This window comes from Nocardia sp. NPDC023852 (assembly GCF_040639505.1).
Taxonomy (GTDB): domain Bacteria; phylum Actinomycetota; class Actinomycetes; order Mycobacteriales; family Mycobacteriaceae; genus Nocardia.
Map to the genome: position 1 here is coordinate 12568 of NZ_JBFAAB010000002.1, position 23615 is coordinate 36182.

1 protein-coding gene (running past both ends of the window) is annotated in these 23615 nt (G+C 65.9%); it reads left to right on the top strand.

All 23615 nt of this window come from inside a single coding sequence — locus AB0H00_RS04000, LacI family DNA-binding transcriptional regulator, on the top strand. Of the gene's 82911 coding nucleotides, 12454 precede the window and 46842 follow it; the stretch shown corresponds to coding positions 12455-36069 (codon 4152, partial, through codon 12023, complete); the first complete codon in view begins at window position 3. Both codon boundaries (start and stop) fall beyond the window edges.

Consider the following 23615-nt stretch of genomic DNA (forward strand, 5'->3'; position numbering starts at 1 on the left):
AAGCCGATTTCGCAGCCGGGCTGGAAACCGCGCGCCTGCTGCACACCGAGGTCGATGACGGCAGCACGGCGGTGATCGCGTTGGTGCGCGGGCGGGGCGCCGAACCCGCCGTCTCGGCGGCGGAGCGGGCGGTGGACGATGCCCTCGCCTTGACCGACCTGGTCGCCGATGTCACCGGCATGCGAAGGGGCTTGGACCATTTCGGGCAGCGCCCGGAAAATCATCTGGTCACCGTCGGCTCCGATGCCGATATTCGTCGGGCCGATCCGTTGGTGCATGTGCACAGGTTCGAGGGGCCGGACGAAGACCAGGACATCGATTCGGTGACCACGCGGCATGCCGCAAGCAACTGGTACCGCAGCGGTCACTGGCAGTTGCAGGCGAACCTGGCGACCGCCGAGCAGGAATATCGGCGAGCTGCCGCACAGATACGAGAACTGGTCGGGCGACTGCGCAACCAGGACGGCAATCCGCTCGAAGTCGCCGAGTCATGGCTGACTCCGGGCAGAATCCGGGCGGGACTGATCCACCTGGCCGGAGCCTCGGTGGGTCCGGGCAGGGAGTCGATCCTGTTCCGACTGCGCGAAGCAGCCCGGACCTTGATTCTGCGCAACGCGGAAATATCGGCCCTGACCGGCTATCTGCAAGAACAGCAGTCCGCGCTGCGGCAGCCGGTCGGCGCGGCCGATGTGGTGCGGAAGTTGCTGGAGCTGGAAATTCGGCGGTGGACCCAGGGACAGCGGCTGCTCGATCGGCTCCGCGATCTGGATGGCGAGCTCGCCAAGGAGTGGCACGACATCCCCGATCATCGACTGCAGGTGGAGCAGGTCCCGGAACTGAATCTGGAGCTGCTGGATCGGTTGTTGCAAAGGCCGTTCAGCAGCCACCGCGATCCGAGCCGGCTGATCGAGGAGGTCGCCGAGTTCACGATCCTGGACATCGAGATCCGCCATCTGCGGATGCGGGTGCCGGGGATCGAAAACCTGCGCGGGCTGGACACCCTGCTGAGTCGACTGGGCGACACCCAGGAAGCCTTGGCGCAGGCGCAGCAGGGCTTGGCGCAGATGCAGCCGACGCCGGAACTGATCAATGCGGAAAAAAAGCGGGCCGCCCGGGCCGAACGGGCCCGGTTGCACCGGGAGCTGGTCGTCGCCCTGCGGATGTTCGACGAGTCCTTGGAGTCGGTCGAGCTGACCCAGCGGCAGATCGAGCGGCAAATCGAGCAGCTGCCGATCGGTCTGCATATGCTTCCGATCCAAGAGATCGCCGCTGCCTATGCTGCCCAATGTAAAAGGGTCGAAGCATTGGATCAGGTGCTGGCCGCCGAGCGGGATCATCGGTGGCTGTTGGAGCGAATGGCGGAGCTGGAACAACTGTCCTCCGGTGCCGCGGACACCGAGAACGTGAACCGGCGGATCGCGGAGCTTCTCACCGAGATCACCGAAGTATTCGAGCCGGTGTCGCCCACAGTGCCGGTGCCGATCACCGAACCGTGGCAGGACCCGGGCAAATGCGCCCTGGTGGCGAACCGATTGGTGGACTTCGAGGAACGCAAGCAAGGCTTGCCGCAGGGCTCCTTGCCAAGGCTGCAACTCACCCCCGGATTGGCCGGGGTGCGGGAGACCCCGATCGTTGAGGTCACCCGCGGCGACTGGCAGCACTTCACGTCGATCCGGGATGTGGTCGGCCGGGTGGATCGTCCGGGCGGCGGGGCCATCGCGTTCTCGGTGATGTGGCGCGGACGCTCCGGGCAGATCGGTGAGCATCTGCTCGAAGTGGAACGCGAAGGCGAGAAGCTGTTCCTCTACGAATACGGCCCGGACGGCCAGGAACACGTCCGCCAGGGCGACGAGGTCTACGCCCGGCTGGAAGAGTTGGAAGCGGACGGCCCACGCATTCTGCGGGTGCGCGGTATCGCCGTCGACGAGCATGGACAGCCGGAGATCCCGTATGTGCGGGAAGAACGGTTGGCCGCTCCGGATGCCATCCCGCAGTTGGTGCTGACCGGACTCGGGGAGCTGGACTACTCCGAGGATGACGCGCGAAACCGGAGAAACCTGTACGAAGAGTGGGACGGGCTGTACGAACAGGAAGGTTCCCCACGGGATGTCGAGCTGAACGATGTGGACCTGTTGGTCGGCATCGCGGGCAGTGAGGCAGGCAGGGCCGGTCTGAACCCGGTGCGGCTGTTGCATTTCAACGATGCTGACAAAAACGATGCAGACAACGAGGACGCCCGTGGTCGGGTGGTGCTGCAGTACGGGGATCTGCAGCACGCAGGCACCGTGTTCGGGATCGTGGTGAACACCGCATTCGAAGCGGGCGACCTGCAGACGCATCCCGAGAATATTGCGAAATTCCTTGCTGGGCAACCGAAAACCGGCAAGGTCGCGGCGATTGTGGAATATCGCATCGACAACGACGCCCTGCCGCACGGCCGGGCGTCCTGGGACACCGACTTGGCCGCGCAGGACGCGGCGCCAGTGGTTTCGCACCTGCGAAAGGTCCATGACAACCGTCGCAAGGTGAAGCTGGTCCTGGTCGGCTACGACGACGGCATCCCGGTGGCCGCTGCCGCGCAGCAAGAGTTGACCGAGGCCGGTATCAGCGTTGAGTTGTGGCAGATCGAGACACCCGAACAGCCCGATCCGAACCAGCAGGAGCGGTCGGAGCAGGAAACTGACGCTGAGATCGCCGAGCAGTTGCGCGCTGCTGCCGATGATGAAGCGCGCGTGGCGCTGTGGCAGGGGCTGTCGGAATCCGAGAAGATGTCGCTGGCAAAGGCGGAGCCGGATGTGGTGGCCGCATTGCCGATCGCCGATCCGCACCGTGGTGTCGCGGTACTGCTGCATGCGGCGCAGGTGCGTGACGGTCTTACCGAGGCAGCAGGCGACGCGCCACAGCCACTCGCCGCAGTTCGGTTGAATTCCTTTGTCCAAGAAGTGAAACGGGCGCTGCGGCGAGCTGAACTCGCGCCCCGGCGGCAGGAGCGGCCGATGCTGCGGCCGTTGGCGCTGCCGATGAACACCAACCGGGACAGTCATACCTTCCTGATGTTCGGGGCGGGCGAAGGCAGCACCGCGGTCACCATCCGGGTCGGCGCCATGGCATCCGACCCCGATGCGCTGCGCGCCGATCTGCATCAGGCCCAGGAACGGTTCGCCGACCGAGCGGCCCGCATGCGCGATCGCGATGCCGCCGGGCTGATGGCCCGGGCTTCCGCCGTAGTCGCCGAAGCAACCGATCGCGCGGACCAGAGCCTCGAAGTCCACACCGATGTGTTCTGGCAGGGCACCGATGCGGGCACGCTGGCCGGTGACCTGGCGGTGCTGGCCGAGGCATTCCCCGGTGCGAAGCTGCGGTTCGAGGTGGAAACCCCGGAAGCCGCGAAGCTGGTGCACGATGCGTTTGCCGACAGTCGGATGTCCGAGCGCAGCCGGGAATTCCAGCCGCCGCCGACCCCGGCGCAGGTGGCATCCATCCTGGCGGCAACGGCCGACCTCGCCGAGCCTGCATTCGAATTCGAATTCGAGAGTTTCGAGCAGCGAAACGATGCCAACGAGTCCGCTCTGCACAGGTTGATCGACGAGTTCGCCGACCAACCGAATTCCGATCGGAAAACCGAACTGAGAGCCGCGCGTTCGATCTGGCATCAGGTCGAAACCCTCATCGAGGCACAGGATGTGCGCAACGCCTGGCTGTTGGGATTCGACCGACACGACGAGCCGGGTGTGCGCGGTCGGATGCTGTACCTGCTCGGTGATGTACGCACCGCGCGCAAGGTGATCGGCGTGGTCGCCGAGACCGAATCGAAGGCCCGGCATTGGCTGAAACAGCCGATCACCCTGATGGAACAGGTCGGGCTGGACGCGCTGCGCGATGGCGAAGTGGCGATCGTGGTCATGCAGCGGGTGAGCGCCACCGCCCGCGGACGGGCCGCGGGCAACGTCGATGTGGTCGCCGCGGACGGCGATGTCATGGCCGCGGAGCTGACCCGAGTGTTGCGGGCAGGCGCCGTCGGCGCACAGGTGGAACTGCTCGGGGTCGGGGATGGAAATGCCGTGGTGGCCGCGGTGCGCAGCCGACTGGGCGAGGTGGTGGCGCCGGTGCGCAACCAGCCCGGTCGGGTGCGCACCGCGGCTGAACAGCGCGCGGCCCGGTTGCTACCCGGCAAACCGGAATTCGTCGACCAGCTGTTGGCGGACCGGACCGACCAGCCGGTGGATCCGCCGCCCCAACCGCACCACCCGGCCCCGCGGGCGACCCTGCCGCATCTGTTGCTGGACCCGGCGTTGTCGGGACGTGCCCGCACGCTGTGGGCCGATGTGTTGGCCGCGCTGGTCGACAATCCGGGTCGGTTCACCGAGGCCTGGGAGCAACTGAGCCGGGAACAGCGGTGGCTGCTGGTGACCGGGGTGCCGGAACTGATCGCCGAACGGCCGGGAGTGCCCGCGCGCTGGCGCAACCGGGCCAACCGGATGCTGTTGGCCGAACGGCTCTACCACCTGAACGTCAAAGCCGACCAGGGCGCCATCAGCGCGGCCGAGCAGCTGGAAATGAATGCGCTCATCGACCGGGTGGCCGCGCTGCGCCGCGCCGACCGCTTCGCCGCCACTCTGCCCGGGCATCCGCCGGTGCATGTGCTGTCCCTCGGTCTAGTCGACACCGATTCGACCAGCGCCGCCGGTGAGCGGCGAATGATACTGACGTTCAACGATATCGACGTCTCCACCGGGGTCTATGCCACCCTGGTCGGCCGGTCGGGCACCGCCTCGCTGAACACCGGAATCGACACCGCCGCTGCGGCATTCCACCCGAGCGGCGCCCGAGCCTCGCTGGTCTACTTCGCCGCGGGCGATGGCACCGCCAAAAAAGCCGGTGCGACCCTGGTCGCCGATCTGAACAACATGGTTGCCGCGCAACGCTTCCACCGCCCCGGCGACCTGGTCGGCATCGAGGTGGCGACCCTGCCCGCCGCCCGGGACATCAAAGGCGATTCCCAGGGGCGGACCCTGGCCTCGGATCTGCGCATCACCTGGAACGAGGACCATCTCGCCGCCCCGGAAGGCCAGTTCGACCACCTGTCCCCGGACACCAGGAACTTCCACAACCTGCGTCGCAGCCTGGAAGGCCAATCGGCCAACTGCACCACCAATGTCTCCGACGCCCAGCGCCTGCGCTACCCGCACCTGAACCTGCCGCGCGCCGAAGACGTCGGCAACCGCGGCCGGGACGCCGCCGAATTCGCCGAACTGCTGCAACTAGGTTGGGGCACCCAGGGATTCGCCCCCAACAGCTCGGCCTCCGAGCGCTACGAGCAGATCGCCCAGCGCCTGCGGGCCATGGGCGCCGGCGCGACCGCCGTGGTAGTCGACGAAAACGCCCACTACGACCCGAACAACCCGAACAAGGTCGGCGCACACGCCTACGAGATGTACCTCGCCGCCGACGGCACGGTGCTGGTCCGGGACTGGGAACAACCCGACCCCAACGCGATCGACCCGCCGCGAGCCACGGAGAAGACCCTCGCCGAAGCCATCGCCGACGGCGACATCGGCATAGGGGTGCTGGACACCTTCGTCATGTACCGCCGCCCGGACGGCATCCCCGACACCCCCTTCGACCCGGAGAACCCGGCCCCGGCGGGGTATTCGCCGAGGACCTGGATCGGGCGGCGGCCTGCGCCCCGGCGGGTCACCGCCGAGGAACTCGGTGAGATGCTGGAACGGGCGCGGGCCGGGGACCCAGCTGACTTCCTGCAGACTGCAGGTCGGGAAGTGTGGCAGGAAGTCCTAGGACGGATGGGTCCCCGCCGCTCGGTGACGCTGGCACAGCAGATCGCCGATGACGTATTGGCCACCGTGGCACACGAAGGCCGGCCGGGTGGTGCCTGGAGCGTGCCCGAGGGACAGGAGCTGCGTTCCTGGCTGCGGTATCTGGCTGACCTGGCCTATGACCAGCGGAGCATGCAGGGTATCCGAGCAGCAGTACTGGACTTGCTGCGCAAGGATGCGGCAAGCCGCCGGAATCCAGCCGTCGCCGCGGCTGCCCCGGGGCGGATTCGGGCTCTGGAAAGTGCGTCTCCAGAGCTGTTGAATCGGGTACTCAAGCAGGAGCTCGAAGCTTCGCACCGCGATTGGCTGCAGCTTCGGTACGGGCTGAGGTTGTCCTTCGAAGCGACGTTCAAGGCCATGGGGGTAGGCCTACAGGGCGAGCTGCTCGCCGAGGGGATGAACCGTAATGCGATTCATACCTTTGTCGACACGATCGCGACACTGTCGGAGGCCCCGGACTCGCTGCCGCAGGATGAGGTTGCCGAATCTTCCGGCGATGCTCGGCCCGAATTCGGCCAAGCTGCGGCTCTGCGGCAGCCCAGACGGGCGATCGCGGCTGCGGTTGGGGTGAGAAAGCTCAGTGTCGCCCGGGTCTTCCAGGGTAAGTATGTGGATCGGCGGACCCGGGCGAAAATCATTGAGGGTATCCGCATAGTTGCCCCTGAACTGGAAAGTCAACTCCCGCCCGCCGCCCCGCGACCGGCTGAGCATTACAACATGACCGATGTCGCACGTGAATCCGGTGTGTCGTATTCGAAAGTGCGGAGGGTGTTTTCCGGTCTGCCGGAGGATGGCGAAACAATACAGAAAGTGGTGGCTACAGGAGACCGACTCGGTGTACCTATCGCAGCGGAAATCCGATACCGCCAGCCTCGGTTGCGCGGGGTTTCGATGAATGCGGTGGCTAAGCAGGCCGGTGTCAACCCTGGCAGCGTGTACGGTGCCGTCACCGGCGGACCGGTCGGTGTGGAAAGGCTGAAATCGATTCTGCGGGCGGCGACTCTGCTCGGCTACCCTTTGACACCGGATGTGCTGGCGAAGATTCGGTTGCCACAGCAGTTGGTCCAGGAATTGGCTCAGCTGGCCGGGGTGGGTGAAAACACGGTGCGGAGGGTATTCGCCGGTAGGGAAACGGAAGTTCAACTCTGGGAACGGGTTCGGGACACCGCGACTCGGCTTGGTTTGCTTCCCAAACGGCCTACCAAGGCCGCGGTGGCCCGGTTGGCCGGGGTCGGTGAGTCGACCGTGGGGCGGGTATTACGTGGCATCGGCCCCTCCTCCTCGTACGCGGAGGGAGAGCAGCGGGTGCTGGCCGCTGCCACGATCCTTGGTTATCCGATGCGGATCAGGTTGCGTGACGCACTGGCCCCGAACTTCATTGCGGACAGATTCGTTGCGGAACATTATGCCGATGGCGTAATCGTACCCGATCATTTTGTCCGGCAACCGTCATTGGTGACCGTAGCCAACCGCGCCGGGGTTGATGAACAGACGGTATTGGCGGTATTCGACCGACAGAATTCGCTGAAGGCCGATATCGTGACGCAGGTTCTGGCGGCTGCGGAAGTGGAACGTTACTGGCGGATGCCGAATCGGGTCGGCGAGCTGGAAAAGATCCAGATCATGCGTCGAGAACTGGCTTTTGTGTTGCGTGTTTCCCCGTCCGAGGTGAGTAGGGAACTGGTTGCCCGGCATGCACCGGAACCGGGAGTGGACCGGCGCAGTGAACTATTCGAACGGTTCCTCGAGTACACTGATCAGGAGCTGGCGGCGCAGCCCGATGAATGGGATATTGCCCGACTGGCCGGGGTCGAGATCAGAACGGTCCGCCAAGCGTTGGTGCGCACGAAGCCGAATAACGGCGAGGAAGAGCAGCGAATTCTTGCCGCGATTGTAGAGCTCGGTGGCGAAATACCGGAGAACCTGCGCGCAGCATTCGATCCGGATTTCCGCGAGTTCCGATTCCTGCCCGGGTTCATCCTGGAAGGACAGTTCTTCCGAGGGAATTTCGACCCGCAACCGAGTCAGCGACAATTAGCCCAGCACACCGGGCTCGGCCAATCCACGATCAGCAAAGTGGTCGCCGGCCGACCGGATGTCGCTGCGCAGACCCGTGCCCGGATCCAAGCGGCATTGGACGAAATGGGCTACTGGATCAAGGGCAAACCCGGGCCTGCGGAATGGCTTGATCCGATCTTCATCGCGGTGTCCCAGCGGGCTAGGGTTTCCATCCGTACCGTGCGTGAGGTGCTCACCGGCGGTTCGGTATCGGTGGAGACGTTGCGTGCGGTCTTGACCGCAGTCGTCGAGGCCGGATCACCTGCGCTGCTCGGATATATCTCGAACATTGATTTGCCGCCGCAGTTTGCCGCGGAAATCGGTTCGGTGGACGAGTTGGCTGAGCAGATTCGATCGAGGATCCCCGGTGAATCCGACCGAGCGGTCGAGGAAGCAGTAACCCGAGCTCTTACTGTGCGGCGAGCCCGTGCCGCCGTGGCAGAGCAGGGCTCTTCGTTGCGGAACTCGTGGAAAGCGGTCGCCCGATTCGCCAGCGTGGACGACTATACCGTCGCAAATATCATGGCCCGGGGTATCTCGGTCGGAACGGATCCGGAACGTCGAGTGGCGTTCGCCTTGGATGCTCTCGGGATTCAGGTCCCGAACTGGCTTCTTCCTGTGCTCGCGGGTCCGGCACCGCATTTCGATGGACAGGCTTTCGTCCCGGAGCCCACCCTCGGTGAGATCGCTGCTCGTGCCGGGGTGGGCAAGTCGACGGTGGCTCGGATCATGAACGGGGAGCAATCGCTGCAGAGCGAGACCGGGCAGCTGGTGGCTCGGGCGCTGCGGGAGGTGGGGTTGCCGCTGCCGGCGCCAAGGCCCGTGCTCACCTCCGAACAGGCTGGGGAACTGGTCGATCAGGCCTCGAACGATCGGCGGATCCAGCTTGCCGAGGGGCTGAAGCCGGAGTCCCATAAGCAGTTGGCCTTGTTGATGTTCCAGGAGAACGTCACCTCGCCGACGGAGCTCGCCGAGCGGATGCCGGGTGCGATGACAGCACGGGCAGCCAGCGGTCTGAAGAACCGAGTGATCCAAAAGCTCGGTCAGCTGCTGGCCGACGAAGCCATCGCTCGAACCGACACCTCCACCACCGAGTACGTTTCCCTGCCCCCCGCGCATGTCCGCGACACCAGCTACCAGTGCGTCCCGGTAGCCGGTCGCAATGCCTGGGCTGCGGTGGACCGCCCGGCCCCCGGGGGCTTGGCCACTGCGCGGGTCGAGAGCGAGGGTGTGCTGCTGTCCGAGGTGTCGCCGATGGTGGGGGTCGGCTACGACCCGCGCATCCAGTCTTTGGATGCGGCACATGATCTGGTCGCTGAGCAGGGCGGCGCGGCGGTTGTGGTGTTGGTGTACCCGGGTGTCGATGGCGCGGCGCCGCAGTGGGGGCATGCGGTCGTCATCAAGCGCGATCGCAACGGCGATGTCCGGGTTTTCGAGGACGGCATGGACGGCGAAGGCGTGCTGTACGAGAACTGGTCGCCGCCGGAGCATGTCGCGGTGTTGGGGATGCGGGTCACCGCCGACCCGGCCCAGGACCGGCCGGTCGACAGTCGGTTGCCGGACTGGGCGCAGGAATTCAAGAACGTCCTGGTCGGCCGCGGTACCGGCGGAGGGCACCGGGCCCCGCCGCCGGTATTGGCGCCCGCGGAGGCGCAACGGCGGGCCCGAGAGTTCGTCGCCGAGCACCCCGGCTTGGATCCGGTGGCCATGGAACTGACCGTGCAACTGGCCGGGGATTTGTCCGAGGCCGGCTACCGATTGTCGGTCCGGGGCGACTATCTGAGCGTTGTGAATGAGCACTATGCGGTGGTGTTCTCGGCATCAGTGGACAACCGGAATGGCCGCGTGCATTTCGTCATGAACATCTTCGAGGGTGATCACGCGCGGGTGGAGGCCGGGCTGGACCTGGCCGAGTTGATCGGGCGCTGGAACGAGCACTCGAACCGGAACACAGTGCGCAACGCCATGGTTCGTCGGGTCCGGCAAGCGATGCCCGAGGGGTATGGGCGAATCACCCTGGACATCGAGGTTTCCGGCACCGAGGGGAACCGCCGGTACGAGCAGCAGGTCCAGGTGAACAACTCTGGCCCACGGTTCGTCTACCACGAGGCCAGCGGGATGCTGGAAGAGCCGGACGCGGGCATCTTCGACGACCTGGACACCCCGGCGCAGCCGCAGTGGACTCCGGAGCAGCTCCTGGCGCAGCAGCGCGATCGGATCGCGGCAGTATTGGACGGCGTCACCGGGATCGACCAGCCGACCATGGATTGGGTTGCTGCACGGACCGAAGAATTCGTAGCCGCCGGTTTCCGGCTCGGCTCCCTGGGGACGGCGCTCGACCCGAGCAGGGAATCCCATGTGCACCTGGATCGATACGGCAGCCTCGCCTTCGGGGTGACCTTCAATGGGAATGATCACAGCGTCCTGATCAGCCCGCGACTGACCGAAGGGGACAGGACCCGGCACGGATTCGCCCAGCAGGTCAGCGGGTTGATCGAGAGCTGGGACGGGCCGGGCAGCAGCCAGGCGCACAATGCCATCGCCCACCGGGTCGGGGAGCTGACCCTGGTCGGTTACCGCACCGGCTGGATGGAAATCGAGGTCACAGGCGCGGCCGGGGATCGTGTTCTGGTCCTGGAGATGGAAACCGGGCACGGCACCACCCGGATCGAATACCACGAGCGGACCGGCGAATTCACCCGTCATGACGATGTCGACGTCCGACCGCGGACCCGGGCGAGTTCGGCGCCTCGCCCGTCGTTGATCACCGGCACGCCGCAGGAGATCCTCTCGGAATTCCTGACCAAGGAGATGCGGGATGCCCTGGGCCGTCCGGTCATCGAGGAGACGTTCCAGCGGGATGAGCAGGGCGACATCATCCGCGTGGTGGTCGAGAAGAATGGCAAGCGGGTCCGGGAATCCCTCAAGCAGCCAAGCGAACCGCTGCAGATCGCCCGGCACATCGATCCTGCGTCCCGACAGTTCGCCCAGGAAATGGTGCTCGAACTGGTCGGGGATGCCCCGGAGGCGGGCAGACGGCTGCATGTGGTCAGCGTGCTCGAGGTGCCGGGGCAGACCGCGCGGTTGCAGGTGCTGGATGAGTCGGGTGCGGTCCAGTTCACCATCCAGCTGAATTCCGGAAAGTCCCGGATCGAGCTGACCTTGTCCGACGCGGCCGTGAACGAGACCCGTAAAGCCGTGGCGCGCAAGATGATCAGCCAGTTCGGGGCCTGGAAATTTTACGGCCCGGACGGCGTGGAACGGACCCGCGTACGCGATGAGAAGCTCGCCGCAGAGCTAGCGGAGCTGGACCGGATGTTGGCCGCGGCGGAGGGGCCGGTGACGGTGCAGGCCACCGTGCTCGGCCCGCCGCGCTCCGACCGGGTCGGCGTCGACATCGCGGCGAACCGGCTTATCCAGGTGAAGATCGCGGCGCCGGATCAGGAACCGCACAGCTTCCTGTTCGCGGAATCGCAGCGGGAAGTGACGACGCACCAGCGCGACGAGCGGGATCAGGGCTACTACAGCACTGGCGCCCGCTACAGCAGCGACGGCATCGATGAAGTCGACACCGCGCTGCTCGGTGAGGACGAAGCCGTGGTGGCCGCGGACCGGGAGAACCGGGAATGGCTGGTGCGGCGCCGGGCCGAATTGGCAGGCAGTACCGGTTCAGACCACCAGGCACGCTTGCGCGAGCTGGACGCACTGGCCGAGCGCATCCAGCTGCTGGACCGGTGGTCGCAGGGGTTGCGCGGGGATGTGCCGGTGCGGCTGTTCCGGTTGCCCAGGGACGGGGAATCCGGTGTCACGGTCCTGCTGGTCGGCGCCGGTAAGGCCACGGACCGGCTCGATGTGCACATCGGCTCCGGTGTGCCGGGCAGTTGGCGGCGCAACGACCTCGGGTTGGCCACCGTCGATCCGGATGTCGCCCATGTCATGCGGCTGGCCGAACTGCGCGGCGAAGGATCGTTGCAGGCGTTGCTGATCGGTGGTGCGGACACGCAGCGAGTGGATGCGGTGTCGGAGCTGATGACCGAGCACGCCGACGCGGCCCGGTTGGCCTTGTTCGTCACCACGGACCAGGCCAAGGGCGATGCCGAGGCCCTGGCGGGCAGCAAACGACTGCCGAGGCGTCCGCTAGTGCGGAAGGTCGACCCCGGAGAGACGAATCCGGTACCGCGGCATGCGGATTCGCTGCGGCTGGTGAACGAGGCCCTGGACTGGTTCGCCGAGCAGGGCGAAGTGGATTGGGCTGCGCTGCCGCCGTATCTGGTCGAGTTGCTGTTGGCGCCGGAGAACTTCCAGCGGTTCCTGCGTGCGGCCCGGGAAGCCGGCTACCAGGTGCCGATGCTCCCGATCTGGAATGTCATCGCCACCGAGGTCGGTATTTCACCGCGGTTGTTCGCGGTCATGCTCGACGGACACCCGGTCGAAAGCGGGCTGCGGGAGCGGGTCGCCGAGGTCGCCGGACAATACGGGATCGAGGTGCCGCACACCCCCGGTCCGGTAGGCGGAATGATCCCGGACCCGAGCGTCGAGCAGATCGCCGCCGCGGCCGGGGTGGATGTGCGCACGGCACAGGAGGTGCTGGACGGGTTACGCTCGGACATCCTGCCCGGCGACACCCAGCGCTGGTTGGTGGTCGCGGCCACGTTGCAGTTGCGGGGCCCGGTTCTGTTCTCCGACAAGACCACTGCGATTGCGGACCGGGTGCGGTCGGTGTCGAACGGCGCGATTTCGTCGATCTACGTGCACGATTTCGTGCGCGGCCGGGTCTCACCATTGGACGGCGACGGACTGGTGGTGTTCAACGAGGCGATCCGCATCGCTGCCGCGCAATCGGAGTCCGGCGGTTGGGGCCGCGGCCTGGGCGGCGCGTTCGGCGCCTTCCTGAACACCGTGATCGCCTTGCCGATGGCGCTGGGGGCTGCCATGGTCGCCACGAAGATCCCGGGGGCGGGCTCGCGGCCGAACGGCTCCACGCCGGGTGTGGGCGACGGCAGTGTCGAGGAGGTCGACCAGGACTGGAACGAGTCGGAACGGTTGGCGCTGCTGCAGCAGGCCAGAGACGGAGATGTCGACGCGCAGAATGCATTCCGCGCTTCCGACGCGGACTACCCGGATATGGTCCGGGGCCAGCTGAAGGCCGTGCTGTCCGACAAGGACTTGGTCGGGGTGCTGACCTGGCGGGTGTTCGATCAGGCCTTCGATCCGAAGGTGTCGGGACCCGAGGACGGGCAGAGCATTCGGGAATGGTTGAACGGGCTGGCCAGTACGGTGCTGAAGGAGCATCGGCATTGGGATGTGCTCACTCGTCGGCTCTGGGCTTCGTATTGCGAAGTGGCCCCGCGCTATCTGCTGAAGCAGCTGCCGAATGCCAGGGCGGGACGGCCGGAGTTCGCGACCGGGATAATGGGCGGAGTGTCGCCGCGCATCTTCCAGGCCGCGGTGGACAACATGCCGCTGGTGTACCAGTGGGTGCTGCAGTACCGGTTCTTGGCTTTCCCGGATGAGAACGAGCCTTTCCCGTTCAAGGCGGAGGCTTTCCCGAATCGCGCTTATCTCGGGGCGCAGGCGCCCGCGCTGACCTGGGAGCAGGTGGTGCGGCTGGAGCACAGGGCCGCGTTGGCCTTCGTCACCGAGGTGCGGTTGCTGACCGACCCGTTGGCCTTGCGCAACGACATAGCCGAGACCATCGATCCGGCATTGGGTTCGGCCACCGAAATAGAGTGGGAATTCGAGCGGGAATTCGACCGGCTGACCCAGACGCTGGCCGCCGAGTTGCACGAGAAGTATCGGAATCAGTACCGGCACAAAGATGGCACCGTCGACTCGCAATGGCGGATGTGGGACGGATCCCCGATTCCCGATCCCCGGAACACAGCCAAGGCCAGCGCGCAGGACATCGCCGAGCGGACATTCGACGGCAAACAGGTCGACCTGACCGCCCTGTCCTTCGAGCAGCTGCCCGATCATTGGCAGCAGGTCAATGTGGAGCAGGCCCGCCGCGCCCTGCGTGCCGTGCTGGTGGCACACGAACTCGGGATCGAAATGCATTCCCCGTTGCTGGTCGAGTTCGTCGCGGCGCAACTGCATGAACTGTGGGTGGATGGCAAGACTTTCGGCGCCGAATGGGGCGCCGAGCCCGCCGTCAACCCGAAAACCTTGCAGGCGTTCGAAGGTTTGACCTACGTCCAAAGCCTGTCCCAGGAGGATCGGGCCAAGAACATGTCCGCCGCGAAAGCGGCCCTCGCGGTGTTGTCGGGCGAGTTGGCAACGGGCACCTCCGATACCCACCCGGTGGATCGGGAGCTGTGGCAGGACGAGCAGCGCAGAGGGGAACTGCTTCAGGATCTCGCGGTCGCGCTGAGCTGGTACGGCTGGACCGACCCGGCGCGGACCGCACAGGTCATGGACTCGGTGTCCGCGACTCTGGACAAGGTATTCGAGCAGACTCCGCAGGCTCGGGTTCGGTTGCGCGCCAACGCACTCGGCGACCCGGGTGGCCGCGAGGCGGCGGTAGAGGCGACGATCGCCGATGCGCCGACCACGGTCGAACAGCAGGCCGAGCTGACCGCCACGATGACCGCCACCGCGGAGCGGTGGGAATCCAGCACCCTGTCCGAGGAATCGGTCTACCAGCTGCGGTTCTTCGAACGACCCTCCCCCGGTTGGGGCTACGTCCCGACGAACCGGATGCAGCGGGTCATCGGGATCGGCCCGAACCCCCGGCTGAGCGACCTCAAGCCCACCCGCAGGTGGGTCCGGGAAACCCTGGTCGCCGCCGGGTTCCCGGAAGACCGGGCGGATGACGCCTGGCTGGCCGCCTCAGAACTCATCGGTAATGCCTTGGACCACACCGGAGGCCCGGTGCTGGTGCGGGTGACCGTGTTCGACATCCCGGGCAGCAAGCGGGTGTCCACCCGAGTGCTGGTGGAAGTGATCGACGTCAGCGAGATCTTCCCGTCCGATGGCACGCCCGGCGAAACCTATGCGGGTAAAGAGCAACTCGATGCCATCGACGAGGAGAACACCACCTCCGGGCAACGGGCGGATGCCTTCCTCGCGGCGCTGGAGAACATCGAACTGCCGGGTATCGACATGGCCGAGGTGCTCGCCGCGGCCGAGCTGGACCTGGAAGGACTGGAACCGGTCGCGCAGGACTCCGGCGCACCGGAACCGGTCGCGCAGCCGCAGGTTGAACCGGAACCGGTCGATCAGCCCTCGGGCGCTGAGACAGAAGAGAAGCCGGATGCCGCGCGGGTCGGACGCAAGCGGGGGATCCAGCTGGTCCGGGACAAGACGGACCGGGTCGGCAAACATCCGCTGGCGCCAGGGGAATTCGCCGACGACGGCACCTTCGGGGAATCCGAGCCGAAGAAAGTCGTCTGGTTCGCCTACGACAAGCCCGGTCCCGACTACGACTCGGACGAGCAGTCGGAGCTCGACTACCGCGGCAACCATGCGCTGTGGGGCGCGGTGTCGGACATCGACCCGCACACCCGGCAGCTGCTGGCCGCCACCACCGATGTGATGTTGGACGCCACCACCGCGGTGGCCGTCCAGCTGCACGATGCCGAGGGCGCCGAGGACAGCATGGATCTGCGCCCGGCCACCGAGGTGCACAGCAGCAGCACCGACTCGGCCGAGGCTCGCACGCACCGGATGGACCTGGCCGCCGAAGCGGGTGCGGTCGAAGCGAGCGTGCAACTGACCGAACACAAAGCCAAAAAGGCTCGGGGCGGCAAGGCGGCCCGCGGCACCGCCAAAACCACCACTGTGCAGGTCGAGTCGATCCTGCGGGCCGAGCGGCGCGGCCGGGTCGTCGCGATGACCGAGGCGGCGCGCCGGTTGACCCGGGACTGGGTGGCGCCGCCGGTGGCCTTCGGCACCGAGAGCACCTCCGAACAACAGCCCGGCCGAGTCGCGCAGCTCGGCGGCGCGATGGTCTTCGATCAGGCCCTGCGCAGGGTCGAGGCGATGTTCGGCGACACCGACGGACGCGCCCGGATCACCGTCACCGGGACCCCGGGCGACCGCACGCTGACCCTGTGGATCGGCACCGCAGAGGGCCTCGGCGGGCTGATCCTGTCCGAAGCCGACGGCTCGCTCACCAATGCCGACCCGGGCGATGCCCCAACCGGATTGCAACTCGAGGTCCCGCCGGTGCCGACCACCTACCTGAACTCGGCGGGCGAGACCGCGCAGATCTGTGTCCGCCAGGTGCAGCTGAAATTCCGACAACTGCTCGGCGAAAATGGCAACCCGAACGATCGGATTCATCCCATCGGGCTGACCGAAGAGCTCGAGCTGAACGGAGCGACCGACTTCGACCTGGCCAAAGGTCTGAGCGGTGGTTGGTCGCGCACCGACTACGGCCGCGGCACAACCGGGGTGCAGCAGGTGTTGGATTCGGTGGACCCGGAAAAGGGAGGCACGCTGGGTGCGGCAGCTGGGGTGCTCAACCGGGGCGAACGAGGTGCACACGGGTTCGCGGTCATGGTGGCCACTGAGGCATTGGCAGCCACCAATGCCCAATACGGTGTGCGTGCCGGGGAAATGGTGGTCTACGACAACGACGATCAAGAGGCCCGCAAGAACGGTGGCTGGATCATCGGCAAGGAAGCCATCGCCGCCTGGAAGATGCGGATGGTCGGCGAGGACGTCGACGCCGAGATCCACGTAGTGGAATACGGCACCGACCTGAAGGCCAAGGTGGCCTTCGCCGACAACCCCCGCGCAGGCATCGAAGCCCGCATCGGCGGTCCGGCTGCGGTGTCGGACGAATCGCCGCCGGGGCCGCCGGAGACTTGGCCTGCCGAGGCGTTGGTGCGCAGTGCGTTGCGCAAGGCCGGGATAACGCACGTCTCCGACATGCTCGCCACGGGCGGGGCATTGGATGCGCAGTACCGAGCCTTGCAGAACCGGAAGCTGTGGGTGCTGGCCGACAAGCTGGAGCGCCAGGCGCTGCAGGAGCTGCACCCACACATCATCGGCGAGGCCGAGGGCATCCCGTGGCGGGTGCGAAACACAGTGAATATCGCTGAGCTGGAACGGTTGTGGGAGTTGGCCGCCGCGGAAGGCGATGTCGATGGCAGGCACGAACTGGGGTTGATATTCGGCACTGTGAGTCAACTGCGGGGCAGTAACCCTGGGCTGGAGATGACGGTGCTGTCCTTCGCGCGGCTCGGCGATGCGCGCACCACCGGGCGGTTGACGATTGGATTCGGCACCGAAAACGCCAAGCGCCGGATCGGTTTCGTGCCGGGCACCGCGCGTTACGACGATGCGCTGCTGGAGCAGGCAGTCAAGGCGACCGAGTTGTTCAGAACCGAGAAACAGCAGAGTGATTCGGTGTCGCTGCGCGCGGAACTGCGGCTGGATCCGATGCGGACCACTGCCGCACGGTTCCCGCACACAGTGGATATCGCGGTGATCGACGGCGACGAGCTGGTTCGGGTCGTGGCGGCGGAAGCCGCGATATGGCAGGAGGAGAATCCGCTCAGCGATCCGGGTATCTGCCGGGTCGAACTGGTCAGCGAAGGCGATGGGGATGCGGCGGTCGCCGCAGCCACGACCGATGACTGGTTGGCCGATTTCGTGGATGACACTCGACCCGCCGAGCCGAGTTCCAACCAGGTCGAACAACAGCTGTTCCACGGGTTGACCGAACCGGACCAGCTAGCCAGGACGATCGCTCGCGAGGACGCCGAACGTTTCGCAACCATGTCAGCGCGCGAGGTGGCCCAGGAATGGGTGAGCTGGACCCCGGCTCAGCGGGAGCTGTTCGCCACGGCCGAACCGGACGTGGTGCTGGCCATGCCCGGAATCGCCGCATCAATGCGAGCCGAGGCAGTGTTGCGAGTGCTGAAGCGGCAGTTGAGCGACCAGCGTTGGCGTCAGGTCATGGTCAGTCTCGGAGTGGACGATGTGGCCCCGGATCCGATGCGGTTGGCGGTACTGGAAGCCTGGACCGACACCCTGGCCTGGGCGAAACAGCATGCCGGACAACAGGAATTCCAGGGGACCCTAGAGCCGTTCGCCTTGCCGTTGTCCCCGCGGGAAACTGCCCAGCGGTCCGCGGTCGCCACCAATGTTCTGGTAGCCGCGAAGGTGATAACGGTTCTGGTACACGAAGAACGACCGACCCCCGAAGCGCTGCGGGCCGGTTTGGTGCGAGCAGTGGAGTACCACCAGGCTCAGGCCGGGAACACGCGGGATCAGGCAGTGATCTCCTGGCACGGCACCGATTACCGTCAACTGGCCGCCGATCTGGCTGCGTGGGCTGGTAAAAACCGCGATAGTGGTGGTTTGGGGCCGAAGATCCGGGTGATCGCCACCGAGGCAGCAGCAGAATTCGTGGCTGCCGCCACCATCCAGGAGACGGTAGGCAACTTCAGCTTCCGGGCCGGGGAACAGGCCACCGATGGGTGGATCTCCGATCCGACTACCTTGCGTCGACCGGCCTTTCCGTCACAGGCGCCGGAAAATCCCACCGGACCAGAAGCTTTGGTCGATCCGATCGAAAAACTGAACCGGGTTCGCCGCAGCCTCACTCCGGAATGCCTGCAGCGGATGGACGATTGGGTCGAAAGGGCCCGTGACGAAGGTTCGGCTTATCTGCCCGCTGATCTGGATCTGGCCGAAGTTCTCGTGCGGAACTCCGAGGCGCGGCAGGAGTGGCGTAATCGGGTGGATCAGGCGCGCAGTCGGCTTGCCGAAATGGTGGAATTCCCGAGGAAGTCCGAGGTGCAGGCGTGGTTGCAGCGGCTGCTGGCTGATCCGAAGATCGAGCCCGATGTGGTGGTGGCCGCGGACCGGTACCGGTTCTTCCGCACCGCGCAAACCATGCTCGACCAGGTCGAGCGCGTTCGGGACTGGCTGGACCGGATCGACCTGTTGGAAGACCTACTGCACCGGGTTTACCTGGCCCAACGGCACAGCCTGGGCCAGGTCGGGACATTGCCCTGGGCCATCGCGCAGGCCGAGCATCTGGAACTGCTGTACCAGGAACGACATCGACACATGGCTTCGGCGGCAGGCGACTATCAACTGTTCGATCGGCACCAGCAGGGCGCCGCGGTCGACACGCGGATCAACGGACTGTTGCTCGGCGTGTGGAATCGCACTCAGGACAGCGAACCTGTCGCGCCAGTGCTGCAATCGACGACCGACCAGATCCGCATCGACCAGCTGGCACAGTTGCAAACTTTGGCTGCCGGAATCGCCACGCGGGCAGAGGAGTTGAGGCTGCAGGACTCCGATCCGCGACGGCTGCTGGCGCGGCTGGTCGAGATGAGTGAGGCCCTCTACAGATCCGGTGACCAGTATAAGAATGACCGCAGGCGACGAGTGAATGAACTGGCCGACGATGTCCGCCAGTTCCTACATGTGCGTGGGTGGGTGCACACCTTCGAGGCATTCGAGACCACGCGCAGGCACAGCGCCGCCCAAAACGCCGTCTTCGCCGAGCAGTACCGGGTGCTGCGAGCCGAGCATGTGGCACGCTTCCCCGAAGATGACGTTCTGCCAGATGAATTGAACGAACTGGAGTTGCCGCAGCTGCGCATGCGGCATCGTCACGCCAGCCCCTTCGGCCCCGGATTCGATCCGGCTCGACGTCATCGTGGTCTGGGCCGACTGCGGCAGATAGCCGAGGCCTGGGAGGCATCGGAACAGTCGCGCACCACATTCGAAACCCGGGCCGCCGGGGTCGAGCTGAAGGCCGAACAGTGGACGGCAGCGCGGGATGCGGTGCTCAGCTTCGCGGACAGCAAGGAACGCTTGGCCGCGGCGGCTCACCTGCAGATCGATCAACTCGACAGGATGCGTGATCTACCAGGGCATCTCGATGGATACCGCTACCGGACTTGGGACAGTTTGCGCACCGCAGTCGGAACCGCGCAGCTGCCGCAGTTCGATGCCGTCGACCCACCGACCCGCCGGGAACTGGTTGATCAGATCTTGGCCGCGGACAGCGCCTCGGAGACCGCACGCCGTCATGCCCGGCGCTACCTGGAGAACGAGGAAACCCTCGAGCTGGCGGGGCGCTATCAGACCGCACTCGACGAATTCGCCCGTCGAGAAGCGGAATTGGTGTCCCTGCTGACCGAGTCTCCGGCACCCGCGACCTTGTTGGTAGACCCGGCCGGGCAGCCGATGGACGTGGCCGACTATCGCAGGCCGGAACCTGCAGTCCCGCAGATCTGTGTGCCGCTGGTGCTGGGTGCGCTGGAGCTGGTCTTGGACGGTCCGGCGGCGGCTCGGATGCGACTGATCTCCCAGCACGACGCCATGGTTCGGCTGCAGGGTGTGTCGGACCTCGGGCTGGCCGCCGGGGCGGACGCCGACTTCCGGACCAAACCCATCGGGGTGGGCACCGCGGGCGCGAAGGCCATGCTCACCGAGGTCGCCAAGGGCAAGCAGGCGATCATCGGGGTCGCCGACAACCACGCCTTCGTAGTGGTGCGGGCGACCCGGAAGTTGATCGACGCCCAAACCAGATTGCAGGAACTGGAGCGGCAGAAGCTGCTCGCAGTCGGCGATGTCATCGTGCACGACAACGGCGTTCCCGGCGCGATCGCCGACCGCTGGATCGTCGGAGACAAGGCTGAAAAGGATTGGGCCGAGGTCGTCGGCGCCCGCTACGGGACGATCGAAGTCATCGCCTTCGACGGCCCGAAGGACCCGGAGATCCCGCTGCTGGGCCGTCAACCGCACGGGATGGCGCAGCACCGGATGCTCGGCGCGCACCCGATCGAACGGCCCGCGGCGTTCGAGCCGGGTGTGCCGGGGGGAGTGTCCAGGGGGAAGATCCGCCAGGAAGACATCGGCATCGTGGCCGGGGTGAGCACGGCCACGGTGGGCAAGGTGCTACGTGGCGAAAAGGTCGGCGTCGAAGAGAGTCGTCGAGTCTGGGTGACCGCTCGGGAGCTGGGTGCCCGTACCGTCGAAGAAGCGGAAGCCGCACTGCGCGGGCTGCCGGTGAACACCGAGCTGCCCCAGTCGGAAAGCCCTGCGGCGCAGCACGTCTTGAAGTTGAGCGGCCAGGTCGGGGTGTCCTGGTCGCAGGCTCATGCACAGCTGGCGCAGATCTGGGTCATCATTGCCGGGCAGCTCGGTATCGATCCGAGGCGGGCATACTCGCTGCCTGCGGTGGTCGAGGTATTCCAGCAACTCGACTATCTGATGAAGCTGACCGACGATGCGGGGCGGGCGCAGCTGGCCGGTGCCCCGGCGATCGGGGAACTCGGGCTGTGGGTCGCTGGCTACCTGGAAGCCCGCACCGGGGTCGGGGTGCTGAAGTTCCGCACCCGGGAATATCTGCTACCCGCGCATTGGTCGGCACCAGACTTCGATGCGGCCCAATGGGCCGATGAACTGATGGCCCGCCTCGGCTTCGACGACGAACTGGACTTAGTGGACCCGGCCGAGCAATCCGCTGATCAGCCCGGATTGCGTGCGGTTGCGTTGCAGTCCGGCAGCCGGGACCCGGCCGTGCTCGCGGTGCTGGGGGAACGGTTGACCGGGTTGGTCGAGTTGGTGGATGCCGTCGAACGGCTCGACCCGACGTCTGTGGTGGCCGGGCTGGACTACACGGTCAAAGAGCGTGCCGAACTCGCCGCCCGCCAGGACCGGCTGCTGTTCAAACATGTCATGCGGACCTCTGGGTACCGTGCCTTGCTGACGACTCGTGAGCAGCGGGCGCAGAGTCTGCTGGATGCAGTGGCGGGCACCACGGTTGCCGACCGTTTCGCGCAATACCGTGCCGACACGATGACGGTCGACACCGCCGGGGCTATTCTCGCTGCGCTGCAGGCGAATCCGCAGGTTTGGCGGCGCGTCGATCAAGCCGGTGTGCGGGCCTGGAAAACCGAATTCGCCGAGCTGGATCAGATGATCCGGAACCATAGGGTGTTGGCGTATTTGGACTTCGAGGTGCAGCGTCGCACCGGTCAGTTGTTCGAGGTCGATCCCGCGGTGAACTTCGCGGACCACCCCGGATCGACCGCGGAGACCAAGCGGATTCTCGGACTGGTCGAATTGTCTCAGGGCACGGAGCGATTCGGGAGCGATCAGGCTGCGCTGAACTATCTGGAAAGCATCTGGAACCCGGTGCTCGACGCACAGCGGCCGGAAGACCGGGATGCGGTGGTGGCGCTCTGGAATGGGGGCAGGCGCACGGCTTACGACCAATTCGTGCAGCCCAACACCTTGTTGGCAATGGCACCGCAGGAACGTCCGCGCGACCATCCGGTGTTGGCACGGATCGAGAAGACCGATTCGGTGCTCGAGCAGCGTCCGTTGCCGCGGGACATGCTGATGGTCATCCGGTTGAGCCCCACGTTCGATCCGATCCGGCCGGAGTCCATGCAGTTCGAGGTGGTCGGCTACACCCCGGCCGATCTGCCGAGCACGGTCGGCGACCGGCTATCGGAATCGAACATGATGTTCGTGCGGGTTCCGGCGGGCACCCATGCGCTATGGCATTCCCGACAACAGCAGTTCGTGCTGCAGCGCAACCTGAACATCACCGTGGACAAGGCCTTCCGACATGACGGTCACTGGATTGCTTTCGGCGCGGCCGAACCCGGCCGCGTCGAACCGGTGCAAGCCACCGGTCGGGCCTTGCCGGTGGCTCCGGACACCGCAGATCAGCCCAAACCGCAACTGGCCCATCTCGAAGAGCAGCGCGGCACCGACTGTGCCACCCAGGTGCAATTCGCAGCGCAGGCCAGACTGCCCGAGCACGTGCGACGTGCCGAGGCCTTGCATCAGGCGGATCCGGCCATCCCGAAATTCCATCCGGAAATACTGGAACCGGGCATGGACGGGCAGACCGACCAGGAATACGTCGGTGGCATCGTGGCCGGCTGGAACGAATCTCCCTATGGTGCCGGGACCGAAGGTCTGAAAGCAGCGCTTCGGGCGGTGAAGTGGGGGCAGGCGATTTTCGTCGCAGGTATGCACGAAGTGCTGCGCCGCAGCATGGTCGACGGTGTCGAAACGGTGACATCGGTCGGTCACCATGCTTTCGCGGTCACCACGATTACCGATGACTTGTCGGCGGAATACCCGGTGCTGCAGGGGCATGAAGGCAAGCTGGCGGTATTGGACACCGCCGACCCGGCGGCTGCCGACACCCAGGGCTGGATCGTCGGTGAGCGCCCCGAGGTCGAAGACGAAAACGACGATGCCGCCTTCGGCTGGGCCGACCGAATGGGTGCCGAGGTGGGTGTGGTCAACGGTGCCGAGTTCGAACCGGACGAACAACCTGCGGTCGGCTGGACCCCAAGCACCGCAAAGCTGTTTCCGGATGACGAAGAGCACTACATCGCCGGCCGTGCCGACGGATCGAAGGGGGTGGAACCGCGGACCTGGGTGGAAGACGGGACCGAGCACTATGTGCATACGGTCGACGGCCGGACTGTATTGGCGGCCGAACTGGACCGGGATGGGGTGCTGACCTTCCGGTTCCGGGCCCGCAATGCCGGCTATGCCAAGTCGCTGTTGGACGAGATGATGCAGCACTACGGCGACAAGGTGCGCGAAGTTCGAGTGACCTGGACCCAGAAGGGCGCGGACGAAGAGCCGACCCTGGAAAATGACGTGGTCAACGGGCTGCCCGCGGTCAATGAGCAGGTGCAGCAGTGGCACGGCGGCGTCATGGTCTTCGGTCTTGGCATGGAAAGCAATATCCTTGGCATGCAACGTGAGTCGGTC